Raw genomic sequence first — 24594 nt, 5'->3', positions numbered from 1 at the left:
GGCCCGCGGTGCCTCTCGGGGGCGCCGCCCCCGAACCCGCGCCGGGAGGGCCCCGAAGGGGCGCGGGGAACCGCGCGCACGGCGGAGGTACGGGCTGCGGGGGCCCGGCGGCGGGAGCGCTTCATCGCTTGGCCGTTTCGTCCAGCGTCTTCGCGTGGCCCGAGATGGGGACGAAGTCGCCGATGCCGGGGATGAGGAGGGGCATTTTGAGGGTGACGGTCGCCGAGACGGTGCCGTCCGCGCGGCTGACCGAGGTGTCGCCTGGCCCCCACGCGCTGGGAAGGTCGCTGCTCGCGGCGGCGGAGGCGTCGGAACCCACCGCCGCGGCCCGGGCCGCCTGATCGGCGGCGTTGCCCGCGAGCGTGAAGGTGTAACCGGCCAGCACCGCCTGCCAGATGAGCAGCAGGGTGATGAGGATGATCGGCGTCATGCCGAGGGTTTCGAGGGTGACCTGGCCCCGGTCGCCGCGTTCGGACCGCTCGCGGCGCTGCTTCTTCCCGCGTGCGGCGGGCAGCGTCGCGCCGCTGACCAGGCCCAACTCCCCTGCCAGTGCCCAGATTCCGGCCTTGACGGTGGAGCGGGCGTCGAGGTCCTGGAGGCGGCCGGCGTCGATGACGGCCTGGAGTTCGCGGAATCCGGCGGGGATGACGGAGGTCGCCATGCGGGTGCCGGTGATGCGGCCGATCAGCGACGGCTGGATCTCGGTGCCGCGGGTGTGGCGGTTGACGACGGCGGTGGTGTCCTGGGGCTTGCGGATCTGGAGCCGGTCCCACATGCGGACCATGCGCTTGGCGGCGCGCACGGCGATGACGTCGGGCGTGAGCACGAGGACGGCGGCGTCGGCGACCTCGACGGCGACGGCGTTGGCGCTGGTCATCTGGGTGCCGCAGTCCACGACGACGACTTCGTAGCGCTGCCGGAGCGCGGCGAGGACGAGGCGGGCCGAGCGGTCGGTGACGTCCTCGCCGCGTTCGCCGTCGGCGGGGGCGAGCAGCAGGGCGGGGCCGGACTCGTGGACGTACATGGCGTCGTGCAGGACCCGGGAGGAGACGTCCGCGATGTCGGCGAGGTCGGCGATAGAGCGGCGGAACTGGACGTCGAGGTAGGAGGCGATGTCACCGCCCTGGAGGTCGAGGTCGACCAGGGCGGTGGAGCGGCCCGACGCGTGGGCGGCGAGGGCGAGTTGGACGGCGGTGACGGTGGTACCGACGCCGCCCTTGGCCCCGGCGACGGCGATGAGGGTGCCGCCGGCGACGGCGGGCAGGGCGCGCTGCGGGCCGAGGTGTCTGCGGACGCCGGCCGACCAGGTGGCGGCGGCTTCGACGCGGGCGCCCAACTCGTCGTAGGAGAGCGGGAATCCGACGACGCCTCGGGCGCCGGAGTCCATGGCGGCGGCGAGCACGGCGGGGCTGGGGTCGGCGGTGAGCAGGACGACGCCGATGGCGGGGAAGCGCAGGGCGACGTCGCGGATGAGGTCGAGTGCGGGCATCGGTCCGATGCCCTCCTGCACGATGACGACCTCGGGCAGTTCGTCGATCCCGGCCTCGGCGGCGCGCGTGAGGGTTTCGAGCAGCGCCGTGGAGTCACCGAGCGCGGGTGCCGGTTCCGCGCCGGGCAGTTGGCCGAGCAGGCCGAGCAGGGCGCGCGCGGCGTCGGGGTCGGCGGTTCCGGCGAGGATGCGTACGGTCACGGCTTGCCTCCGGTGCCGCCGTCGCCGCTCAGGGTGTACGTGCGGTCGGTCTGCGAGGGTGCGGAGCTGTCACCTGGGGCGACGAGGGCGAGGCGTACGTGTTCCGCGAACGACTCGGCGTAGGCGACGCGTTGGGCGTCCCCGGCGTTGAGCGCGAAGGTGATCGGCACGCCTTCGGTGGACAGCCGCTGGGCGTTCTCGCTCTTGTCGAAGGCCTTGATCTCGCCGACGTCGATGACCTGCGCGCCGGACACGATGATCTTCGAGACGTCGGGGTCGGTGTCCTTGCGACCCTGGAAGGTGGCGAAGATGTTGACCCGGGCGCCGGGGGTGATCTTGCCCGCCACGCCGGTCTCGGCGTCGATCATGATGGCGATCTCCATCTGTCCGGCCTGGAGTTCGGGCCGGGCGGCGACCATGTCGGACTGGAGCAGCGAGCCTTTGCGCAGCGGCACGGCGGCGATCTTTCCCTGGAGCTGGCCGAGATCGCGTACGGCGGTGTCCGGCAGCCAGCGCTTCGGTATCCGGATCCGGTGCACCTGGGACGCGGTCAGCGCCTGGTACGCCGGTACGTCGGCGCTGAGTTCGTACGCGGTGACCTTCGGTCCGACCTGTGACCGCGCGTCGCTGACGACGGCGAGCACTCCCGCGAAGGCGGCCACCGCGCAGATCACGGAGATCACGAGGAGGACGACACCACGACGCTGACGTGAGTTCATGTGCGGGCGGACCTATCGCTTGTGGGGTTCGAGTTGGGGGCGGCGCGGTGTCTCGACCTCGCGCCCCGGCCGGGCGGCGGCGTGCTTCGCCGGAGCCGTACGATCCCCCAGCCGTGTGGCGCAGAACAAGCACTGGTCACCGATGACTTCGAGCCCGCACCAGGTGCAGGTGTCGCGCCGTACCGAGGTGACGAGTTGGTAGAGCATGCCCACATCGGCGATGTAGGCGGTGAATTCGACCAGCCGGGACGTGCCCCACCAGCGTGGGGAGTCGGTCGGCAGCGGCACTTCGCGCAGGTGCTGGGCGCGCCAGCCGCTGGCGAGCGGTCCGGTGACCCAGGCGGGGTCGACGCCCTTGCCCGCGACGGCGAGCTGTGTCTGGTAGCCGGGCCCCGGCGGTACGGTGCCCGGTTCGGCCTCGGCCAGGTACGGCTCGGGGTGCGCGACGACGGCGAAGTGCCGTCCCGGCACGAGGGACTTGACGTGGGCGCCGACGCCGACCGGGACGCGGTCGAGCTTGGCGACGGAGCCGAGCAGCGCGCCGGAGTGCAGGTAGTACGTGAGCAGCCGGGCGGCGCCCGCGAGGACGCCGGGGCCGAGGTCGGTGCCGGAGAGCTGGCGCAGTTGCTCGGCCAGCAGGGCGATGGCCAGCGGGGGCAGCGGGCTGGGGACGATCGCGATCCGGTCGGCTTCGAGGGCGGACCGCACGGTGTGCATCCGGCGCCTGGCGGGGTCGGCCGGTTCGGCCGGTGCCAGGGCGATGAGGTGCCCGTACGTGTCGAGCGCGGTCGTGGTGCGCGTCAACTGCTCTTCCAGCGAGAGCGAGAGATCGTCAGAGGTGACGGTGATGACGCTCGGCATGCGGAACCTCCCCTCCTGCGCCCGGTGGTGGCCGGTACCTGGCGATTCGCGGTCGTCAGCTTATCGATGTGTAGCGGCTTGGGTGCGGAAAGTTGCGGATCGGAAGTGGTGAACGACAGGTGTCCGGCGGAGGTCTTGACAACCGAATTGGTCTGGACCAACTTTCTCCCTGTCATCTGTTTTCTGCATGCGCTTCACATTGCTCCGCACGTCGGCACTTCAGGTCACCCGTTCACGTCCGTACGTCATGTCATGCGCCACCGCACTCCCACTACCCCCCAACTCCTTGCCCCCAGGAGGCAGTCGTGGAACGTGCATCGCACGCGAATCAAGCGAGCCATGCCCAGCACAGATCAAAGCTCGTCCGCTCGACGTTCTTCCGCCGAGGTATCGCGGGGCTGAGCGCCGCCGCGGTGATCGGCACCGGTGTCGCGCTCGTCGACATGGGCAGCGCCAGCGCCGCGACCACCAACCTCGCCGCCAACCCCGGCTTCGAGAGCGGCCTTTCCGGCTGGACCTGCACCGCGGGCAGCGGCAGCACCGTCTCCAGCCCGGTGCACTCCGGCTCCGCCGCCCTCAAGGCCACCCCGACCAGCAGCGACACCGGCCAGTGTTCCCAGGTCGTCAGCGTGCAGCCCAACTCCCAGTACACGCTCAGCGGTTGGGTGCAGGGCTCGTACGTCTACCTGGGCGCGACCGGCACCGGCGGCACCGACCCGTCCACCTGGACGCCGTCGGCCTCCTCGTACCAGCAGCTCAGCGTCAGCTTCACCACCGGCGCGAACACCAAGTCCGTGACGATCTACACCCACGGCTGGTACGCGCAGCCCGCGTACTTCGCGGACGACATCTCGCTGTCGGGCCCCGGCGGTACGGGCACGACCCCGCCGACCACCCCGCCGACGACGCCTCCCACGACGCCGCCGACCACTCCCCCCACGACACCTCCCACCACCCCGCCCACGACACCTCCCACGACGCCGCCGACCAGCCCGCCCACCAGCAGCATCCCCAAGCACGCGGTCACCGGCTACTGGCAGAACTTCAACAACGGCGCCACCGTGCAGACCATCGCGCAGGTGCAGAGCCAGTACGACATCATCGCCGTCGCCTTCGCGGACGCGACGACCACGCCCGGCGCGGTCTCGTTCACCCTCGACCCGGCGCTGAACTACAGCACGGCGCAGTTCAAGGCGGACATCGCCGCCAAGCAGGCCGCGGGCAAGAAGGTGATCATCTCCGTCGGCGGTCAGAACGGCACCATCTCGGTCCGTGACTCCGCCTCGGCCACCAACTTCGCCAACAGCGTCTACACGCTGATGCAGACGTACGGCTTCAACGGCGTCGACATCGACCTCGAGAACGGCATCGACACCACCTACATGCCGCAGGCGCTGCGCGCGCTGAGCGCCAAGGCGGGCTCGTCGCTCATCATCACGATGGCGCCGCAGACCATCGACATGCTCTCGGCGGGCAGTGACTACCTGGCCACGGCGCTGAAGATCAAGGACATCCTGACCGTCGTCAACACCCAGTACTACAACAGCGGTTCGATGAACGGCTGCGACGGCGGCGTCTACAGCCAGGGCACGGTGGACTTCATCACGACCCTGGCCTGCACCGCCATCCAGGCCGGGCTCTCCCCGTCCCAGGTCGGCATCGGCACCCCGGCGTCCACCAGCGCCGCGGGCTCCGGTTACGTCAGCCCGACCGTCGTCAACAACGCGCTGGACTGCCTCGCCAAGGGCACCGGGTGCGGGACCTTCCACCCGTCCACCACCTGGCCCACCATCCGCGGGGCCATGACCTGGTCCACCAACTGGGACGCCTCGGCGGGCAACGCATGGTCCAACAGCGTCGGGGCCCACGTGCACGGCATGCCGTAACACGGAGTCCGCTCCAAGGGGGCGCCCCCTGTCCCGCACCCTCGGGACAGGGGGCGCCCCCGACGCGTTCCCCGCGCCCCGAAAGCTCTCCTCCCGCGCGGGAGGAGCCGTCACCCCAGGACGGCCAGGGCGTCGATCTCGATCAGCAGGCCGGCGGGGAGGCCGACGTAGATGGTGGTGCGGGCGGCGGGGGGCTCGACGAGGGAGGCGAAGAACTCGTTGTAGATGGCGTTGAGTTCGGCGAAGTGGTCCGTGTCCGTGAGGTAGACGCGGATCATGATGACGTCTTCCCAGGTGGCACCGCCCGCTTCGAGGACGGCCTGGACGTTGGCGAGGGTCTGGAGGGTCTGCTCGCGCAGGCCGGGGCCCGCGGGCGTCGGGGGCTGGCCCTCGACGGCCGGGAGGAAGCCGACCTGGCCGGCGACCTGGAGGAGATTCCCCTTGCGGACGCCGTGCGAAAACTTGGCGGGCGGCGCCGTGTGGGTGGCCGGGACGATCGCGGTCTTCTGGCCGTTGCTCATGCGGAGTTGTCCTTCACTGAATCTGGTGCGGGTACAGACGCGGATGCGGGTACGGGTACAGACGCGGATACGGGTACGGATGCGGGCGCGGGCGCGCTTCCCGACAGGTCGCGGGTGACGGCCTCGGCCGTCCGCAGCAACAGCGGGCGCAGGCGCAGCAGTTCGTCGGCGGGGACGACGACATTGGGGGCCGAGAGCGACATGGCGGCGCAGACCCGGCCGTCGGGACCGCGCAGGGGCGCGCCGACGCAGTTGATGGACTCCTCGTGGCCGCCGAGGTCGGTGGCCCAGCCCTGTTCGCGGACGCGGGCCAGTTCGGCGAGGAACGCGGCGGCGTCGGGCGTGGACTTCGCGGTGTAGCGGGGGTACTCCAACTGCTCGGCCACCGAGCGCCGTTCGGGCTCGGGCAGGTCGGCCAGGAGCAGTTTGGCGACGGCGGCGACCGTGATGGCGACCGGGCGGCCGATCCGGGAGTACATCCGTACCGGATAGCGGCTCTCGACCTTGTCGATGTAGACGACCTCGCCCTGCTCGTACACCGCGAGGTGCACGGTGTGGCCGGTGCGTTCGTTGAGCGCGGCGAGGTGGGGGTGGGCGATGCCGCGGATGTCGAGGGTCTCGATGGCCTGCTGGGCGAGGGCGAACAGGCGGGCGCCGAGCCGGTAGCGCTGGTCCTGCTGCCGGTAGACCAGGCCGTGTTCGTGCAGGGTCCGCAGCAGCCGCAGCGCGGTGGACTTGTGGACGTCGAGCCGGGTGGCGACCTGTTCGAGCCCCGCCGGGCCCTCGGCCAGCAGCGGCAGGATGCTCAGCGCGCGGTCGACCGTCTGGCTCACCGCGGTCCCTCCTCCGTCGTCGTGGGCGCACGTTCTCCGGACGCCGTCCACCCGGCGCCCAGCCGCAGTCTCCCCCATGCCGCGTCGTCCAGGGCGACCAGCGCGTCGGCGCGGGCGCGGCCGGGCGGCGTGCCGAGGTCGCCCGGCTCGGTCAGCGCGGCGGCGGCCAGCACATGGCCGTGCCTGACGCGGTCGCGTACGGGCAGGCCGCGCAGGGCCGCCGACAGGTACCCGGCGGCGAAGGCGTCGCCCGCGCCGACGTGCGCGACGACGTCGACCGCGAGGGCGGGGACGTGACGGCGTTCGTCGCCGTCGAAGACGGTCGCGCCCGCCTCGCCCTGCTTGACCACCAGCGTCCGCGGCTCGGGCAGCGCGGCCCGTACCGCGGCCGCGTCCGGCAGCCCCCAGGCGGCCTGCGCCTCGTCCTCGCCGACGAAGACGAGGTCGCAGCCGCGGGCGAGGTCGAGCGTGCGGCGGGGGTCGGCGTCGCGCCACAGCGCCGGGCGGTGGTTGACGTCGAAGGAGACCAGCGGGCGTCCCGGCGCGCGGCGGGTGAGGCCGCGCATCAGCTCCGCGCAGGTCGCGGAGAGCGCGGCGGTGATGCCGGTGAGGTGCAGCACCCGGCCGCTCCACGCGTCGGCGCGGGCGACGAGGTCGGGGGCGAGCGCGGAGGCGGCGGAACCGGCCCGGTAGTAGACGACCTCGGCCCGGTCGGCGGGGGCGTCCGTACCGACGGCGCGCTCGCCCGCCGTACGGAAGTACACGCCGGTGGGGCGGTGCGGGTCGCGCTGTACGGCGCTGACGTCGACCCCGGCCGCGGCGATGGTCTCCACGAGGTGGTCGCCGAAGCCGTCGGCGCCGACGCGGCTGATCCAGCGGGCGCGGTGGCCGGTGCGGGCCAGGGTGCAGGCCACGTTGGACTCGGCGCCGCCGATCGCGCGGTGGAAGGCGGGCACGTCGGCGAGGCGGCCGGGGCGGGAGGGGACGAAGGTGACCATGGACTCGCCGAGGCAGACGACGTCGAAGTCGGCGGCGCCGGGGGCGGCGCTCGGGCTCGTCGGTACGGTCACGGCGGTCACTCACTTCTGCGGGCCGCGGCGGGAGCGGCGGTGGCCTGGTGGGCAGGAGCACCGTTGACCAGGCACTCGCGGGGATGTTAGACAGCTTGCATCACTGTATGCAACGGCCGTTGCATATGTTGCAACTCGGGAGGTTCGATGACGGCGGACGTGGGCGGACACGGGGGCGGGGCCGGGGCCGGGGTCGGCACGGGAGCCGGTGCCGGTGCCGAGCGGGTGGCGGCGCTGGCGGCCGGGCTGCGCGAGGAGCGGGTCGACCACCGTTTCAAGGGGCTGCCGCCGGACGCCGAGGGGCTGACCGTCGGCGAGCTGGCCGACCAGCGCCGCGGCCTCTTCGACGGCGGCTTCACCACGCCCGTCCTCGTCCTGTCCCAGGCCGCCCTCGCGCATAACCTCGACCTGCTGGAGCGGTACACCGCCCAACACGGCCTGTCCTTCGCCCCGCACGGCAAGACGTCCATGGCCCCGCAGCTCTTCGCCGACCAACTCGCGCGCGGCGCCTGGGGGATCACCGTCGCCGTACCCCACCAGGCGCGCGTGTGCCGGGCGTTCGGGGTGCCGCGGATCTTCATCGCCAACGAGGTCGTCGACCCGGTGGCGCTGCGCTGGATCGGCGGTCAGCTCGACGCCGACCCCGGCCTCACCGTTGTCACGTACGTCGACTCCGTGCGCGGTGTCGAGCTGATGGACGCGGCGCTGCGGGACGCCGGGACGCGGCGGCGGCTGGACGTCGTGGTCGAGCTCGCGGGCGGCGAGGGCGCCAGGACCGGTGTCAGGACCGAGGACGAGTGCGCGGCCGTCGCGGCGGCCGTCGCCGCGACCGGCACGCTGCGGCTGACCGGCGTCGCCGGGTACGAGGGCGAGGTGCCGGACGCCGACCCCGAGCGGGTACGTGCGTGGCTGCGGCGGCTGGTCGCGCTCGCCGGCGCTCTCGACGCCGACGGGCTCTTCGGGGACGCCGAGCAGATCGTGGTCAGCGCCGGGGGCTCCGCCTGGTTCGACCTCGTCGCGGAGGTCTTCGCGGACGTGCCCGCGATGTCCCGGCCGGTCCTGAAGCTGCTGCGCTCCGGGGCGTACGTCACGCACGACGACGACCACTACCGGCGGCGCACGCCGTTCAACCGGGTCCCGGACGAGGGCGCCCTCGAACCGGCCTTCCGGCTCTGGGCCCAGGTCGTCTCCCGGCCCTCCCCCACCCAGGCGTTCCTCAACGCCGGGAAGCGCGACGCGCCGTACGATCTCGGGCTGCCGTCCGTCCAGACGGTTCGCGGCGCCGACGCCGGTCCGCGTCCGGCGCCGGACGGGCTCACCGTCACCGCCCTGTCCGACCAGCACACCTGGCTGGCCGTGCCCGCCTCCGACCCCCTCGCCGTCGGCGACTGGGTCGCCCTCGGCCTCTCCCACCCCTGCACCACCTTCGACAAGTGGCCCCTCATCCCGGTCACCGCCCCCGACGCCACCGTCCCCGCCTACATCCGCACCTTCTTCTAACCCGCCCGCCCCCCATGTCCTCAATCGCCGGACGGGCTGAAAGGGGTGTGCCGCGGCCCGCGCCGGATGCGGTGCCCGAACGGGACGACTACCGGGTCCGAACCCTGGGCACGGGCGGCCGGTTGGGCGGGCGCGCCAGAAGCGCCGGACCAGCCCGTCCGGCGATTGAGGACCAGGCCCGGCGGTGATGAGTGGCAACCGTGACGACATGAAAGGCCCCGCCATGGATCTCGTGTTCCGCGACGCTCGCGTCATCGACGGAACGGGGGCGGCGTCGTATGTGGCGGACGTGGGGCTCGCGGGGGGCCGGGTCGGGGAGATCCGGCGGAAGGACGGTGGGCGGCGGCTCACCGCGAGGCGGGTGGTGGACGCGGAGGGTCTGGCGCTGGCGCCGGGGTTCATCGACATGCACGCGCACAGCGACCTGGCGCTGCTGCGGGACCCGTCGCACGAGGCGAAGGCGGCACAGGGCGTGACGCTGGAAGTCCTCGGCCAGGACGGCCTGTCGTACGCGCCGGTCGACGACCGGACGTTGGCGCAGGTGCGGGCCCAGATCGCGGGGTGGAACGGCGACGGCTCGGACGTGGAGTTCGACTGGCGGAGCGTCGGCGAGTACCTGGACCGGCTGGACCGGGGCATCGCGGTCAACGCCGCGTATCTGGTGCCGCAGGGCACGGTCCGGATGCTGGCGCTGGGCTGGGAGGACCGCCCGGCCACGGCGGCGGAGCTGGCACGGATGAAGGAACTGGTCGCCGACGGCCTGGCCCAGGGCGCGGTGGGCCTGTCGTCGGGGCTGACGTACACGCCGGGGATGTACGCGTCGGACGCGGAACTGACCGAGCTGTGCCGGGTGGTGGCGGCGTACGACGGCTACTACTGCCCGCACCACAGGTCGTACGGGGCGGGCGCGCTGCGGGCGTACGAGGAGATGGTGGCGCTCACCGAACAGGCTCGCTGCGCGCTGCACTTGGCGCACGCCACGATGAACTTCCCGGAGAACGAGGGCCGCGCCCCCGAACTGCTGGCGCTGCTGGACGCGGCCCTGGCCGCAGGCGCGGACATCTCGCTGGACAGCTACCCCTACCTCCCCGGCTCCACAACCCTCGTGGCGATGCTGCCCAGTTGGGCCACCGAGGGCGGCCCCGAGGCGACGCTGGCCCGGCTGCGCGACGACGCGACGGCGGCGCGCATCCGCCGGGTGATGGAGGTGGACGGCGCCGACGGCAGCCACGGCGTCCCCGTCGACTGGTCGGTGATCGAGGTCGCCGGGGTGCGCGAGCGCTCGCTGGCCGCCCATGTCGGGCGCAGGATCGCGGACTTCGCGACCGCCCGGCGGCTCCTGCTGGAGGACCGGCTCGCCACCACGATCCTCCAGCACGTCGGCCACGAGGAGAACGTCCGGGCCATCATGCGGCACCGCGTGCACACCGGCGGCTCCGACGGCATCCTGCGCGGCGACAAGCCGCACCCGCGCGCGTACGGCACCTTCCCCGAGTATCTGGGCCGCTACGTCAGGGAGTTGGGGGTGCTGCCCCTTGAGGAGTGCGTGGCCCATCTGACCGGCAGGCCCGCCGCCCGGCTGCGGCTGCCCGATCGCGGCCTGGTCCGCGAGGGCTACCGCGCCGACCTGGTCCTGTTCGACCCGGCCACCGTCGCGGCCGGTTCCACGTACGACCGCCCCCGCACCCTGCCCACCGGTATCCCGTACGTCCTGATCGACGGCCGGTTCGTCATCGAGGACGCCCGTCGGACGGACGTGCTGGCGGGACGCTCGGTGCGGCGGACCGAGGCGCGGCGAACGGCTGGTCGGCGAACGGCCCGGGGGTGAGGGCCCCTGGGGCGAGAGTCCCTGAGGTGAGGGTCTCGGCGATCGCCGGTACGGCGGTCAGGTCGTCGGTGATGACCGCCTCCAACGCCCCGGCGGCGGCCCGGTCGTTGGGCGTGATCCGCCCGGAGTAGAAGATCACCGGACCCGCGTAGCCGCGTGACCTCAGACCGCGTACCAGCGCGAAGCCCTTGGCGGGCTCGTCCGCGAAGCCCGCGTGGCAGAGCAGCAGGGCGGGGCGGTGTTCGGCGAAGATCTGGACGAGTTCGGCTTCCGTGTCGGCGGGGAGCACGGCGGAGCTCACCGTCAGCAACTGGGCGATGGCACGGCCTCTGCCCCGCGCGAAGCCCGCCGCCACCGCGAGCGCGAACGTACGCTCCGGCGTCCCGGCCGGGTAGCCGGAACCCTGTTGCGGCGCGTGCCAGGCCGGTGCGTCGGCGCCGTACCCGGCCAGTTCCGGGTCGTCGAGCGCGGGGCTCACCGACTGCGGCCGTTCCAGCGGATCCGGCTCGTACGGCGACCCGTCACCGCGCGGGTAGCCGTACCCCGGCACGTACCCCTGCACGGGCCCCGGGTACGGCGGCGTGCCGACCCCCGTATCCCCGTAGTCGACCGACGATCCGCTCGGCCCCGGTGACGCCACCGGGTCCCCGGCCGGTTCCGGCCCGGCCCCGGGCTGCGGCGCGGTCTCCCACGGACCGGCCAGCGGCGGATACGGCGCCGCCTCGCCGTCCTCGGTGCCCTGCCGCAGCCGTCGCAGCACCAGTTCGGACTCGGGGAGCGCCACCAGGTCCTCGACCAGGGAGACGAAGGCGGGGTCGCCCGCCAGGTCGGGGAAGCCGACCGGGAGCTGGGCTTCGAGGTCGGCGAGGACCGTGCCGTGGTCCTCGTGCCCGTGCAGCGGCGGCAGGGAGTGGGCGCGCAGGAAGTCGGCGACCATCGGCCGGTCGGGGTCGGCGAGCGGCGCCGGGGACCACAGGCGGGTGCGGACCCGGCGGTAGGTGCGGAATTCGCGCACCACGTCGGCGTCGTCCCCGGGCCCGGCGGGCGCCGTCATCATGCGGTGGAAGTCGGGATAGAGGTACTGGAGCAGCAGGGTGCGGATGACGGCCTCGGGGCGGATGCCCGCCCAGACCGGGTTGAGGCTCGCCTCCAACAGCAGGCCGTTGAGCAGGCGTTTGACCCGGCGCGGGTTGCGGGCGGCGCGGTAGGCGAGGAGTTCGACCAGGTGCGGGTCCAACAGGTGGTCGATACCGGCCAGTTCGGCGCAGGAGCGGACGTACGCCTGGATCTCCCGGCCGCTGGGGGCGGGGATGCGGTAGCTGGTCTGGAAGATCTTCTCCACGAAGGCGGCCCCGGCGGGCGAGAGATCGGGCAGCAGTCCGCCGGGGCCGATCGCGGCGCGGTCGCAGCCGATGACGAAGGCGAGGCCCGGCACGTCGAGGTAGACCTTCACGGCCTCGCAGACGGCGAGGAAGGTCTGCTCCGAGCAGCGGTCGAGGTCGTCGATGAAGATGACGAGGAGTTTGCCGCCGGGCGCGGAGCCGCGCGTCGCGGTCCACTCGCCGACCATGTCGCGCAGCGCGTCCCGCATGCCGTTGCGGGCGCCCGCGTCGACCGACAGGCGCTTCCACAGCTCGTCGACCATGCCCGCCACGCCGAGCGGCCCGGCGGCGACGACGGTCAGCGCCCGTAACAGGCCCATCAGGGCGCCGCCGGCCCTGATCCGGCGCAGGGCGCGCCGCAGGATGCTGGGGTCGACCTGGTTGAGCACCGATTTGATGAGCCCTTCGAGGGCGTCGCCGCCGGTCGAGGTCCAGGCGTTGTACCAGACGGTGTGCACGTCGGGGAACCGCTGGAGCCGTACGTCGACCAGCCGCATCAGGCTGCTCTTGCCCATCCCCCATCCGGCGTCCACCGCGAGGGTGAAGGGCGTCGCGTCGCGCGAGGCCACCAGCAGTCCGGTGAGCTGCGCCGCGGCCCGGTTGGCGCCGAGCAGGTCGCGCGTCTCGTCGGCCACGGGTTCGTCGTTGAGCAGAGCGAACGCGGGCGGGGTCACCGGCGGGTACGAGGACCCGTACGGGAATGCGTACGGCGTCGCGTAAGGCGTCGCGTACGGCGACATGGGCGGCGGTCCGGCCGCTGGGGAGGACACCGTCCAAGTCTGGCAGCCGCGCCCCCGGGTCCGCCGGTACGTGGCGGAAAACACCGAGCGGTCCGCGTGACGTGGCCGTAAGGTGACCGGCATGCAGGTGATCCAGTCCACGAAGCTCGCCAACGTCTGCTACGACATCCGGGGCCCGGTCCTCGAAGAGGCCATGCGGCTTCAGGCGGCGGGTCACCGCATCCTGGAGCTGAACACCGGGAATCCGGCGCCGTTCGGGTTCGAGTGCCCGCCGGAGATCCTGGAGGACATGCTCAGGTCGCTGGGGACGGCGCACGGGTATGTGAACTCCAAGGGCATCCTCCCGGCGCGCCGCGCGGTGATGCAGCACTACCAGACCAAGGGCATCGACCTGGACGTCGAGGACGTCTACCTCGGCAACGGGGTGTCGGAGCTGATCCAGATGTCGATGCAGGCGCTGCTCGACGACGGTGACGAGGTGCTGGTGCCCGCGCCGGACTACCCGCTGTGGACGGCGTCGGTCTCGCTCTCCGGCGGCACGGCCGTGCACTACCGCTGCGACGAGCAGGCGGACTGGCAGCCGGACCTCGCCGACATCGAGCGGAAGATCACCGACCGCACCAAGGCGATCGTGATCATCAACCCGAACAACCCGACCGGCGCCGTGTACGACGACGAGATGCTGCGCGGCATCGCCGAGATCGCCCGCAGGCACCGGCTGATCGTCTGCGCCGACGAGATCTACGACAAGATCCTGTACGACGACGCGACGCACACCCCCTTCGCCGCCATCGCCCCCGACCTGATGACCCTGACCTTCAACGGTCTGTCGAAGGCGTACCGGGTGGCGGGCTTCCGCAGCGGCTGGCTCGCGGTCTGCGGCCCCAAGGACCACGCGACCAGCTACATCGAGGGTCTGACGATCCTGGCGAACATGCGGCTGTGCGCGAATGTGCCCGCGCAGCACGCCATCGCCACCGCCCTCGGCGGGCGCCAGTCCATCAAGGACCTCGTCCTGCCCGGCGGCCGGCTGACCGAGCAGCGCGACGCGGCGTACGCGGCCCTGACCGCCATCCCCGGCGTCACCTGCGTGAAGCCCAAGGGCGCCCTCTACGCCTTCCCGCGCCTCGACCCCAAGGTGCACAAGATCAAGGACGACCAGCAGATGGTCCTCGACCTCCTGCGGGCCGAGCGCATCCTCGTCGTCCAGGGCACCGGCTTCAACTGGCCCGACCCCGACCACTTCCGCCTCGTCACCCTCCCCGCCAAGGAGGACCTGACGGACGCGGTCACCCGCATCGGCGACTTCCTGGGCGGCTACAGCCAGGTGCCGTAAGAGGTACGGCGTCCGGGAGGGGTACGGCGAAGGAGCGCGGGAGGTCACCGCGAAGGGGCGCGGGCGATCCGCGCCCCCCACGTCAGCCCAGGCGCGCCACCAGGGACTCGTACTCGTCCCACAGCTCGCGCGGGGTGTGGGTGCCGAAGGTTTCGAGGTGGGCGGGGATGAGGGCGGCTTCCTCTTTCCAGACCTCGCGGTCGACGGACAGCAGCAGGTCGAGGTCGTCCTGGGAGATGTCGAGCCCCTCGGTGTCGAGGTCTCCGGGGGCCGGCAGGATGCCGATGGGGGTCTCGACGCCCTTGGCCTCGCCGTTGAGGCGTTCGACGATCCACTTCAGGACCCGGCTGTTCTCGCCGAAGCCCGGCCAGACGAAGCGCCCGGCGGCGTCCTTGCGGAACCAGTTGACGTAGTAGATCTTCGGCAGCTTGGCGGCGTCGTGCGTCTTGCCGAGCGAGACCCAGTGGCCGAAGTAGTCGCCCATGTTGTAGCCGCAGAACGGCAGCATCGCGAAGGGGTCGCGGCGCAGTTCGCCGACCTTGCCCTCGGCGGCGGCGGTCTTCTCGCTGGCGACGTTGGCGCCGAGGAAGACGCCGTGCTGCCAGTCGAAGGACTCGGTGACCAGCGGTACGGCCGAGGCGCGGCGTCCGCCGAAGAGGATCGCGGAGATCGGGACGCCGCGCGGGTCCTCCCACTCGGGCGCGATGATCGGGCACTGCGCGGCGGGGACGGTGAAGCGGGCGTTGGGGTGGGCGGCGGGCGTGCCGGACTGCGGCGTCCAGTCCTGGCCCTTCCAGTCCGTGAGGTGCGCGGGCGGCTCCTCGGTCATGCCCTCCCACCACACGTCGCCGTCGTCGGTGAGGGCGACATTGGTGAAGACGGAGTTGCCGTACATCGTCTTCATCGCGTTGGAGTTGGTGTGCTCTCCGGTGCCGGGCGCCACGCCGAAGAAACCGGCCTCGGGGTTGATGGCGTACAGGCGGCCGTCCTCGCCGAAGCGCATCCAGGCGATGTCGTCGCCGATGGTCTCGACGGTCCAGCCGGGGACGGTGGGCTCCAGCATCGCGAGGTTGGTCTTGCCGCAGGCCGAGGGGAACGCGGCGGCGACGTACTTGACGGCCTCGGGTCCCCCCTTGGGCGGGGTGAGCTTGAGGATCAGCATGTGCTCGGCGAGCCAGCCCTCGTCGCGGGCCATGACGGAGGCGATGCGCAGCGCGTAGCACTTCTTGCCGAGCAGGGCGTTGCCGCCGTAGCCGGAGCCGTAGGACCAGATCTCGCGGCTCTCGGGGAAGTGCGAGATGTACTTGGTGGTGTTGCACGGCCACGGAACGTCGGCCTGGCCCTCTTCGAGCGGGGCGCCCAGGGTGTGCACGGCCTTGACGAAGAAGCCGTCGGTGCCCAGTTCGTCCAGCACGGCCTGACCCATCCGGGTCATGGTGCGCATGGAGACGGCGACGTACGCGGAGTCGGTGATCTCCACGCCGATGGCGGACAGCGGTGAGCCGACCGGGCCCATGCAGAAGGGCACGACGTACATCGTGCGGCCCTTCATCGAGCCGCGGAAGACGCCCTTGTCGCCGGTGAAGATCTCCCGCATCTCGGCGGGGGCCTTCCAGTGGTTGGTCGGGCCCGCGTCCGCCTCGTTCTCCGAGCAGATGAAGGTCCGGTCCTCGACCCGCGCCACGTCCGAGGGGTCGGAGGCCGCGTAGTACGAGTTGGGGCGCAGGGTCGGGTCGAGCTTGGTGAAGGTGCCCTTGGCGACGAGTTCTCCGGCCAGGCGGTGGTACTCCGCCTCCGAGCCGTCGCACCACACGATCTCGTCGGGCTGGGTGAGTTCGGCGATCTCGCCGACCCAGCGGGTCAGTTCCTGATGGTTGGTGGGAGCCGCAATACCGCGCGCCACGATCGCTCCGTCCCGCCGGGTCCGCACAGAACCGGCGTCACAAATTGAGGGTTTGGTTCTCGGCCCCTTGGGGGCTGCGGCCCGGACGCGTTCGTGGAGTGCTCATCCGGTACCGACCGCACTCATATGAGTGTGGGCCCCGTCAAATGATTCTGTCCAGGGCGCCGCGAGTGAGCATCACCACTCCGGGAGTGTCCCGCGCCACCTTTAAATCTACTAACAGGTAACTTACGCGACCGTAGGTAGGATTGACGGCATGGTCCTTGGCAACGACACTTCAGAGGTGTCCCCCATCGTCGACGGCGTCGACTTGCCGATCCCCGTGAAACCCAAGCTCAGAGGGTGGTTGCACGCGGGGATGTTCCCCGCCGTGCTCGTCTCGGGAGTCGTGCTCACCGCCTTCGCCCAGAGCACCAGGGGACGGATCGCCTGCGGCGTCTTCACCGTGACCGCGTGCGCGCTGTTCGGCGTGAGCGCGCTCTACCACCGGGGCAACTGGGGCCCTCGGGGCGAAGCGATTTTGCGACGACTTGACCATGCGAACATCTTCCTGATCATCGCGGGCACCTACACGCCGCTGGCGATCCTGCTGCTGCCCGGCGACACCTCGAAGGCGCTGCTGTGGGTCGTCTGGGCGGGCGCGCTCGCCGGAATCGCCTTCCGCGTCTTCTGGGTCGGCGCCCCGCGCTGGCTCTACACCCCGTGCTACATCGCGCTCGGCTGGGTCGCGGTCTTCTTCCTGCCGGACTTCCTGCGGACCGGCGGCGTGGCCGTCATGGTCTGCGTCATCGTCGGCGGCCTGCTCTACAGCGGCGGCGCCGTCGTCTACGGCTTCAAGCGGCCGAATCCGTCACCGCGTTGGTTCGGCTTCCACGAGGTCTTCCACTCCTTCACGCTGGTCGCCTTCATCGTCCACTACGTCGGCATCTCGCTGGTCGCCTACCAGCACGCGTAATCCGCCGGGCCGCAGCCGCCCGCCCCTTCACCCACCCGCGCCCGTCCCCACGGGGGCGGGTTTTTTCGTACGCCCGGACGTCGGCGCGCGCCCGCGGGTGAGTGAGGGCGCGTACGCCGGTGCGTACGCGTACGCCGACACCCATCCGCGGACGCGCCCACCCGCACGGGTTCCCATGCGGCGATCTGACAGCTACTCTTTTTTAGGAGTCACTCTCATTTGACACAAACCTTCAGGAGCCGTCATGGCAACCTCTTCCTCCCCGGCCCCGCCCCCGGCGGACGCCCAAGCCCCGCCGCAGGCGGACCCGCGGCGCTGGCTGGCACTGCTCGCGATCATCGCCAGCGTCCTCGTCCTCAGCTTCGACACGACGATCCTCAACGTGGCGCTGCCGACGATGTCCGCCCAGATCGGCGCCGACACCGGCGACATGCAGTGGATCGTGGACTCGTACACCGTCGTCTTCGCCGCCGCGATGCTCCCGGCGGGCCTGCTGGGCGACCGGTTCGGACGGCGCCGGATGCTGGTCACGGGCCTCGTCGTGTTCCTGGCCGGATCGATGCTCGGCGTGCTGGCGCACAGCCCGGGACCGGTGATCGCCGCCCGTACGGTGATGGGCGTCGGCGGGGCCTTCATCATGCCGCTGGCGCTGTCGGTGCTGCCGTCGATGTTCAGCGGGCAGGAGCGCTCGCGGGCGGTCGCGATCGTGTCCACCGCGATGGCGCTCGGCATGCCGCTCGGCCCGATCATCGGCGGCACGCTGCTCGAACACTTCTGGTGGGGCTCGGTCTTCCTGATCAACATCCCGCTGGTCGGCCTGAGCGTCGTCGCCTGCATGACGCTGCTGCCCGAGACCCGCGACCCCGCCGCGCCCCGGGTGGACGTCCCCAGCACGGTGTTCGCCGCCGGGGGCCTCGGCGCCCTGGTCTTCGGAATCATCGAGGCGCCCGACCGGGGCTGGGGCGACCCGCTGGTGCTGCTGATGCTGTTCGGCGGGGTCGCGCTAATCACCGGGCTGGTGCTGCGCGAGCGCGGGGTGAGCAGGCCGATGCTCGACCTGACCCTGCTGCGGCAGCGCGGTTTCGTGTGGAACGCGGTCGCCGCCACCCTGGTCACCTTCATCCTCACCGGGCTGCTCTTCGTCCTGCCGTCCTACCTCCAGACCTCCCTGGGCTACGACGCGTTCGGCACCGGTCTGCGGCTGCTGCCGATGATGGGCGGGCTGATGTTCGCCGCCCGCGCGGGCTCCCCGCTGGTCAAGCGGTTCGGCCCGCGGCCGGTGATCGTCGGCGGACTCGCCGTCCTGGCGGGCGCGGCCTTCCTCGGCAGCACCACGCGCGTCGGTGACGGTTACGGCGTCACCGCCCTGTGGCTGTCGATCGCCGGACTCGGCTTCGGCCTCGCCATCGTGCCCGCCATGGACAGCGCGCTCGGCGCGCTCCCCCGCGAGCGCGCGGGCAGCGGCTCGGGACTGCTCCAGACGCTGCGGCAGACCGGCGGCGCGATCGGCGTCGCCATCCTCGGCAGCGTCCTCGCCGCCGGGTACACCGGACGGCTGGACACCGGCGGCCTGTCCTCGGCCGCCGCGCACACCGCCAAGGACTCCGTCGTCGGCGCCCACGCCGTCGCCGCCTCCCTGGGCGACCGCGCGCTGGCCACCGCAGCCGACGCCGCGTACCTGCACGGCATGAGCGTCGTCCTCACCGTCTGCGGTGTCGCGTCCCTGGTGGCCGCCGCGCTGGTGGCGGCCTTCCTGCCGAACCCGCGCACCGGGAAAGCGACGGACGGGGGCGCGAAGGGGTCTGGAGACGGGTCCGGATACGGGTCCGGGTCCGAGTCCGGGTCCGGGTCCGGAGCCGGGAGCGACACCGCGCCCGGCATCGTGACCGGCGCAGTGACCGGCTCCGACACCCGCGCCGGGGCATCGCTGCCCGTGGCAGAACGCACCACGGATGCCGGACAATGAGGCCATGTCCCCTCGCTCCAGCGGCATCATCCCGGCGAAGACCGGTCTGCGCGAACGCAAGAAGGCCCAGACCCGCCAGGCCATCCGCGCCGCCGCCTACCGGCTCTTCGCCGAGCAGGGGTACGACGCCACCCCCGTCGACCAGATCGCGGCCGAGGCGGACGTCTCGCCGAGCACCGTCTTCCGGTACTTCCCCACCAAGGAGGACATCGTCCTCACGGACGAGTACGACGCGGGCATGGCCGAGATGCTGCGGTCCCGGCCCGCCGACGAGTCACCGCTGACGGCGCTGGAAATGGTCATGCACGAATCGCTCAGCCTGCTGCTCCAGGACCCCGAGGGCCAGGCCGAGATGGTTCAGCGCGAGGAACTGGTCCGCGACGTCCCCGCCATCCGCTCCCGCTCCCACGAAACCATGTCGGAGACCGGTCGGCTGCTCGGCGGCATCATCGCCGAGCGGTCCGGCCGCTCGGCCGACGACCTCGAGGTACGCGTCTTCACCGCCGCCGTCTTCAGCGTCATCCACGAGACGACGATGTACTGGGTCGAACAGGGCCGCACCGAAGACCTCCTCCCCCTCCTCGACCGAGCCCTCGGCCTGCTGCGCGGTGGCCTGGAGTTCTGACCCCGCGCGCCTCCCCCGGCACCAAGCCCCCAGCCCCCACCCCGGTGACCCGGCCACCACCGATCCGCCCCGCCGGGACGGCCGGTGACCCGCGGGAGCGTCGTGGCTGGGCGCGCACCCCCGCAGGGGGGCCGACTAGCTTGGGCGGGGTCCGGTCCACACGTCGGAGCGGAGCTGCGAGCGCAGGGTGCGGGCGTCGGACGTCGGCGCGTCGCAGACGAAGTTGCGGCAGACGTACGCGGCGGCCTGCCCGGCGCGCGTCGGCCGGGCGTGCAGCAGCGGGAATTCCGTACTGCCCTCCTCGCCGACCGCGACCACGGCGCCGGGCGCGGCGCCGAGCAGCGCGGTGAGGTGGAGTTCGTCGGTCAGGGGATCGCCGACCGCGCCGACGACGGCGACCTCGCGCGGCCCGTCGAGCGCGGCCTCGGCGACGGCCAGACCCCAGCCGACGAACCGCGGCGCGCGGGAGGCGAGCGCGCCGACGACACCCAACGCCCTTTCCGCGGCGGTGCGGTGGGCGTCGGAGCCGGTGTGGGCGGCGTACGTGAGCAGCGCACCGGCGGCGGCCGTCCAGCCGGACGGCGTCGCGTTGTCGGTGGGGTCCTGCGGGCGGCGGATCAGGGTCTCGGCGTCGTCGGCGGTGTCGTACAGCCCGCCGTCGTCCGCGGTGAAGTGGACGATGACGGAGTCGAGCAGCAGCCCGGCGAAGTCCAGCCAGACGCCCTCGCCGGTCACCGACGCGAGCGCCAGGAAGCCCTCGGCGACGTCGCCGTAGTCCTCCAGCACACCGTCGTTGGCCCCGGCGACGCCGTCGCGCGAGGTGCGCGAGAGCCGTCCGCGCTCGTCCATGTGGACGCGTACGAGCAGGTCGGCGGCGTCGACCGCGGCCTGTACGAGGTCGGGCCTGTCGAAGTAGGCGCCGGTCTCGGCGAGCGCGGCGATGGCCAGGCCGTTCCAGGCGGCGACCACCTTGTCGTCACGCCCCGGACGGGGGCGCGACGCGCGGGCGGTGAGCAGCCGTTCGCGTACGGAGGCGACCCGGTCGGCGTCCACCACGCCGTTGCCCTGCGGGAGTTGGAGTACGGAGGCGCCCTCCTCGAAGGTGCCCTCCTCGGTGACGCCGAAGTAGCCCGCCGCGAACTCCCCGTCGGCCGCGCCCAGTACCTCGGTGAGCTGCGCGGGCGTCCACGCGTAGTAGGCGCCCTCGGCGTGCTTGCCGGTGCCGTCGTCGCTGTCGGCGTCCAGCGCGGACGCGAACCCACCCTCGTCCGTGGCCAGTTCGGCGATCATGAAGTCCGCGGTCTCCAGTGCGACGCGGCGCGCGAAGTCGGAGCCGGTGGCCCGCCACAGGTGCGCGTACACGCGGGTGAGCAGCGCGTTGTCGTAAAGCATTTTCTCGAAGTGCGGGACGGTCCAGGTGCGGTCGACCGCGTACCGGGCGAAGCCGCCGCCGAGTTGGTCGTAGATCCCGCCGCGCGCCATCGCCTCGCAGGTGTCGCGGGCCATCTGCAACGCGCCCTCGGCGCCGGTCCGCGCGTGGTGCCGCAGCAGGAACTCCAGCGCCATGGACGGCGGGAACTTCGGCGCCCCGCCGAACCCGCCGCGCCGCGCGTCGTATTCACGGGTCAGCCCGAGCAGCGCCGCCGACAGTTCGCCTTCACCCGGATGGACGGCCGCGCCGTACGCGTCGGCCCGCTCGGCCAGGTCCCGGACGATCCGCGTCGCGACATCCGCGACCTCCTCGCGCCGGTCCCGCCACGCGGCGACGACGCCCTCCAGCACGTCCCGGAAGCCGGGCATCCCCTGCCGCGCGGACGGCGGGAAGTACGTACCGAAGTAGAACGGCTCGCCCTCCGGCGTCAGAAACACCGTCATCGGCCAGCCGCCCTGACCGGTGGCCGCCTGCACGGCCTCCATGTACACGGCGTCGACGTCCGGCCGCTCCTCGCGGTCCACCTTCACCGACACGAAGTGCTCATTGAGATACGCGGCCGTCACCTCGTCCTCGAAGGACTCGTGCGCCATCACATGGCACCAGTGGCACGCGCTGTACCCCACGCTCAGCAGCACCGGCACACCGCGCTTGCGCGCCTCCGCGAACGCCTCCGCCCCCCACGGCCACCAGTCCACGGGATTCGCGGCGTGCTGGAGAAGATAGGGCGAGGTCGCGTCGGCAAGACGGTTCATGCGAACCAGCGTCTCACGCGGCTCAGCCCCGAGAACTCACACGGGCCGACTGCGCCGTGGTCCGCCGACGGCAGTCGACCAGGTAAATCCAAATTAAATGACAATACGATGATGCTACGTTCCAGTGAATCGGCTCAGGAGAGCTTCGTTCACTGGAGGTAAACGGGATGGCGGTCGGGAGCGGCTGGAAGCCGCTGGAGGCGTTCTGGTCCGTACAGCGTCTGGTGCGGGACCGCCATCAGTTGGTCCGGAAGATCAGCGAGTGCTACACCGCCGCGCACCCGAAGGACAAGAAACCGAGCCCCTCGGATGTCAAGTCCTGGCGTGAGAGCGTCTACGAGCTGGCGACCACGCTGGACAACTTCGGGCTCGGCCAGGTGCGGATGTTCATCGAGTACCTCGCCGACGGTCAGATGAACCACATCGACGTCGTCCTCGCAGGACAGCATCCCTCGGGACGGCTGAGCTACGCGGTCATCGAGCTCAAGCAGTGGGGCAGCATCGAGCGTCCGACCGCGTCGAAGGCAGCCGGGCTCTGCGCCTCGTGCAGGGCGGAGGGGAACACCAAACTCTGCCAGCGCTGCGCCAGGGATCTGGTCTACGCGCCGTTCGCTGGGTACGAGAAGCACCTCAAGCATCCCGCTGTCCAGGTCGGCAACAACGTGGACGACCTGCGCAGGCACCACAGCATGTTCGATGATCGCTACGTCAATCTCGTGGGCGCGGCCTACCTGCACAACCTCATGGATCCGGAGCACCAGTGGATAAGCCAGGTGTCTCCTCGCCCAGGGATCCCCACGTTCACCGCACGGCAACCGGGGGACCTGGAGAAGTTCCTGACCGCGAACTTCAGCTCGGACTCCGGCGCGGAGGCCGCACAGGAGTTGCTCGGACGTCGACGCTCGACCAGCCTTCTGACTGACGAGACCGCAGCGATCGTCAACGGCCACACCCGGTTCAGTCTCGTCGAACACCAACTACGGGCGGTCCAGGCGATCGCCGATGCCGCGGCAGCCGTCGGGGCGCAGGGGGTGAAGAAGGCATTCGTCATCGAGGGACGTGCGGGCAGCGGCAAGTCACTCGTTGCGCTCACCGCGCTGGGAGAAGCGCTGCAAGCTGGACACTCTGCCGCCTTCGTTTCCGGTGGCATCGCCTCTCGCGACACCTTCAAGCGCGCTGCCAAGGGGTACCGGAAAGTCTTCAGGCCGCTGGTGCAGATTGCCGACAAGTTCGGGCCCGACGAGCTGGACCTGATCGTCTGTGACGAAGCCCACCGCCTCAGCCTGCGACCGAAGACCGGTTCCTTCGGGATGCGGCAGACAGGGCCGACCTCGGTGGAGGAAGTCGTCACCCACGCTCGCGTGCCGGTCTTCTTCATCGACGGGGATCAACGCCTCTTCGCGGAAGAGGTCTGGTCCCCTGAAAGACTCAAAAGCGAGCTCCGGAACCTCGGCGTAGAGATCGTGCCGATCAACCTGGACCGGGTACTCCGAACCGTCGGCAGCTCGACATACGACACCTGGGTCAGCCGGCTCATGGCCGGGGACCCCATCGCGTGGAGTCCTGACGACGCCACCGACCCTGAGCCTTTCGAGCTCTACTACGCTGACAGTGCTGCAGAGATGGAGTCCTTCCTCAAGGTCAAGGACCCGACGGGCGTGAGCGCCCGGATGACCGCCGGAATGTGCTGGGACTGGACCGACGACACCGGCACCTTCCCCGACGTCAGCCCCGATCCCGACTGGGCACGCCCTTGGAACGCCGGTGACAACCACAGCACCCAGGGAATACCCAAGCGAAAGTTCTGGGCGACAGATCCCGGAGGCTTCGGGCAGATCGGTTGCGTGCACACGGCCCAAGGGCTCGAGTACGAGTGGGGCGGCGTGATCATGGGCCCCGATCTCACGTGGGAGGACGGCACCTGGGTCGCCAACCGCGAGCACGTGAAGAGCAAGGCCTCACAGATCAAGGACGACACCGAACTCATCCGGGCGTTGCGCAATGCCTACGGCGTGCTGATGACCCGCTCCATCCGCGGCCTGGTGCTCTACTCGGTCGACCCCGCCATCAGGAAGCTCTTCGCCGACCTCGGCGTGCAGAAACTCTGATCCAGCCGTCTCCTGCTTGCCGGGCGGATGGCTTGCCATAGGCCCTCCGGTCCCAGCCGGATGATGCCAGCAAGGTACGACCGAACCCACTACTCGGTTGACGAGTTCACTGGCACCAGTGGCACGCGCTGTACCCCACGCTCAGCAGCACCGGCACACCGCGCTTGCGCGCCTCCGCGAACGCCTCCGCCCCCCACGGCCACCAGTCCACGGGATTCGCGGCGTGCTGGAGAAGATAGGGCGAGGTCGCGTCAGCCAACCGGTTCACGCGGCCTAGCTGTAGTGACCTGGAGGGTTGTTGACGCGGGTGATGGGTGGCTGGCCGCCGAGTGCGGTGTGGGTGCGGTGGTGGTTGTAGGTGTGGGGGGAAGTCTGCCAGGGCTGCGGTCCGCTGGTCGTTGGTGGTGTAGGGCTGTTGGTAGGCCCATTCGTCGAGCAGGGTGCGGTTGAAGCGTTCGACCTTGCCGTTGGTCTGCGGGCGGTA

The 24594-nt window shown here is 71.4% G+C and carries 17 protein-coding genes and 2 pseudogenes; 8 read left to right on the top strand and 11 right to left on the bottom strand.

From position 1 onward, the window contains the following. Nucleotides 1–121: 121 nt before the first annotated feature. The 3 genes from ABZX65_RS31760 to ABZX65_RS31750 are packed head-to-tail and all read right to left on the bottom strand — an operon-like array spanning nucleotide 122 to nucleotide 3270. Nucleotides 122–1690 (bottom strand): AAA family ATPase, encoded by a 1569-nt coding sequence (locus ABZX65_RS31760; RefSeq protein ID WP_355347866.1) that lies wholly within the window; start codon nucleotides 1688–1690, stop codon nucleotides 122–124. Then, entirely contained in the window at nucleotides 1687–2409 is a 723-nt protein-coding gene (gene cpaB / locus ABZX65_RS31755) for a Flp pilus assembly protein CpaB (protein WP_355347863.1), read from the bottom strand. Before cpaB ends, ABZX65_RS31760 begins: the two co-directional genes overlap by 4 nt. A 12-nt stretch (nucleotides 2410–2421) precedes the next feature. Continuing rightward, nucleotides 2422–3270: a hypothetical protein gene (locus ABZX65_RS31750; RefSeq protein ID WP_355347860.1), complete on the bottom strand. Its 849-nt coding sequence runs from the start codon at nucleotides 3268–3270 to the stop codon at nucleotides 2422–2424. Nucleotides 3271–3668: 398 nt separating this feature from the next. Between ABZX65_RS31750 and ABZX65_RS31745 the strand changes: the two genes are divergently transcribed. Next, on the top strand, nucleotides 3669–5156 hold the full coding sequence (locus ABZX65_RS31745) for a glycosyl hydrolase family 18 protein (RefSeq protein ID WP_355347999.1): 1488 nt from the start codon (nucleotides 3669–3671) through the stop codon (nucleotides 5154–5156). Nucleotides 5157–5266: 110 nt separating this feature from the next. Here the strand turns inward: ABZX65_RS31745 and ABZX65_RS31740 are convergent, their stop codons facing one another. The 3 genes from ABZX65_RS31740 to ABZX65_RS31730 are packed head-to-tail and all read right to left on the bottom strand — an operon-like array spanning nucleotide 5267 to nucleotide 7580. Continuing rightward, nucleotides 5267–5677, bottom strand: coding sequence for a RidA family protein (locus ABZX65_RS31740; RefSeq protein ID WP_355347857.1), 411 nt, complete (start codon nucleotides 5675–5677; stop codon nucleotides 5267–5269). After that, the gene (locus tag ABZX65_RS31735) at nucleotides 5674–6510 is read right to left on the bottom strand and encodes an IclR family transcriptional regulator C-terminal domain-containing protein (RefSeq protein ID WP_355347854.1); all 837 of its coding nucleotides are present in this window, start codon (nucleotides 6508–6510) and stop codon (nucleotides 5674–5676) included. The genes ABZX65_RS31740 and ABZX65_RS31735 overlap by 4 nt, the downstream gene beginning before the upstream one ends. Then, nucleotides 6507–7580 carry a sugar kinase gene (locus tag ABZX65_RS31730; protein WP_355347851.1) on the bottom strand — a complete coding sequence of 358 codons (1074 nt, stop codon included), beginning with the start codon at nucleotides 7578–7580 and terminating at the stop codon, nucleotides 6507–6509. Before ABZX65_RS31730 ends, ABZX65_RS31735 begins: the two co-directional genes overlap by 4 nt. Nucleotides 7581–7727: 147 nt before the next feature. On the opposite strand from ABZX65_RS31730, the gene ABZX65_RS31725 reads away from it, so the two are divergent. Beyond that, nucleotides 7728–9080, top strand: a complete 1353-nt coding sequence (locus ABZX65_RS31725) for an alanine racemase (RefSeq protein WP_355347848.1) — start codon at nucleotides 7728–7730, stop codon at nucleotides 9078–9080. Between the two features lie 223 nt (nucleotides 9081–9303). Further along, nucleotides 9304–10908 (top strand): D-aminoacylase, encoded by a 1605-nt coding sequence (locus ABZX65_RS31720; RefSeq protein ID WP_355347845.1) that lies wholly within the window; start codon nucleotides 9304–9306, stop codon nucleotides 10906–10908. Here the strand turns inward: ABZX65_RS31720 and ABZX65_RS31715 are convergent. After that, complete coding sequence (locus tag ABZX65_RS31715) at nucleotides 10811–13060, bottom strand: P-loop NTPase fold protein (RefSeq protein WP_355347842.1); 2250 nt, start codon at nucleotides 13058–13060, stop codon at nucleotides 10811–10813. The genes ABZX65_RS31720 and ABZX65_RS31715 overlap by 98 nt on opposite strands. Nucleotides 13061–13151: 91 nt before the next feature. Here ABZX65_RS31715 and ABZX65_RS31710 point away from each other — a divergent pair, with 91 nt between their 5' ends. Next, nucleotides 13152–14366, top strand: a complete 1215-nt coding sequence (locus ABZX65_RS31710) for a pyridoxal phosphate-dependent aminotransferase (protein ID WP_355347839.1) — start codon at nucleotides 13152–13154, stop codon at nucleotides 14364–14366. Nucleotides 14367–14448: 82 nt separating this feature from the next. On the opposite strand, the gene ABZX65_RS31705 is transcribed toward ABZX65_RS31710, so the two are convergent. Then, nucleotides 14449–16269 (bottom strand): phosphoenolpyruvate carboxykinase (GTP), encoded by a 1821-nt coding sequence (locus ABZX65_RS31705; protein ID WP_355347836.1) that lies wholly within the window; start codon nucleotides 16267–16269, stop codon nucleotides 14449–14451. Between the two features lie 256 nt (nucleotides 16270–16525). On the opposite strand from ABZX65_RS31705, the gene ABZX65_RS31700 reads away from it, so the two are divergent. From ABZX65_RS31700 to ABZX65_RS31690, 3 genes are all read left to right on the top strand, one after another. Continuing rightward, complete coding sequence (locus ABZX65_RS31700; RefSeq protein WP_355347833.1) at nucleotides 16526–17224, top strand: hemolysin III family protein; 699 nt, start codon at nucleotides 16526–16528, stop codon at nucleotides 17222–17224. Between the two features lie 244 nt (nucleotides 17225–17468). Then, entirely contained in the window at nucleotides 17469–19190 is a 1722-nt protein-coding gene (locus ABZX65_RS31695) for an MFS transporter (RefSeq protein WP_355347830.1), read from the top strand. A 4-nt stretch (nucleotides 19191–19194) separates the two neighbouring features. After that, nucleotides 19195–19815, top strand: a complete 621-nt coding sequence (locus tag ABZX65_RS31690) for a TetR family transcriptional regulator (protein ID WP_355347827.1) — start codon at nucleotides 19195–19197, stop codon at nucleotides 19813–19815. A 135-nt stretch (nucleotides 19816–19950) separates the two neighbouring features. On the opposite strand, the gene ABZX65_RS31685 is transcribed toward ABZX65_RS31690, so the two are convergent. Further along, nucleotides 19951–22002, bottom strand: coding sequence for a thioredoxin domain-containing protein (locus ABZX65_RS31685; RefSeq protein WP_355347824.1), 2052 nt, complete (start codon nucleotides 22000–22002; stop codon nucleotides 19951–19953). Between the two features lie 167 nt (nucleotides 22003–22169). Here ABZX65_RS31685 and ABZX65_RS31680 point away from each other — a divergent pair, with 167 nt between their 5' ends. Further along, entirely contained in the window at nucleotides 22170–24110 is a 1941-nt protein-coding gene (locus tag ABZX65_RS31680) for a DNA/RNA helicase domain-containing protein (RefSeq protein ID WP_355347819.1), read from the top strand. Between the two features lie 112 nt (nucleotides 24111–24222). Here ABZX65_RS31680 and ABZX65_RS31675 read toward each other — a convergent pair. Further along, nucleotides 24223–24378: pseudogene (locus ABZX65_RS31675) on the bottom strand (DUF255 domain-containing protein); the annotation flags it as partial. A 5-nt stretch (nucleotides 24379–24383) separates the two neighbouring features. After that, nucleotides 24384–24594 (bottom strand): annotated as a pseudogene (locus tag ABZX65_RS31670) (integrase core domain-containing protein); the annotation flags it as partial.

This window comes from Streptomyces sp. NPDC003300 (assembly GCF_040610915.1).
Taxonomy (GTDB): domain Bacteria; phylum Actinomycetota; class Actinomycetes; order Streptomycetales; family Streptomycetaceae; genus Actinacidiphila.
The sequence above is the reverse complement of the archived record's forward strand: the minus strand, read 5'-3'. Positions and strand labels throughout refer to the sequence as shown.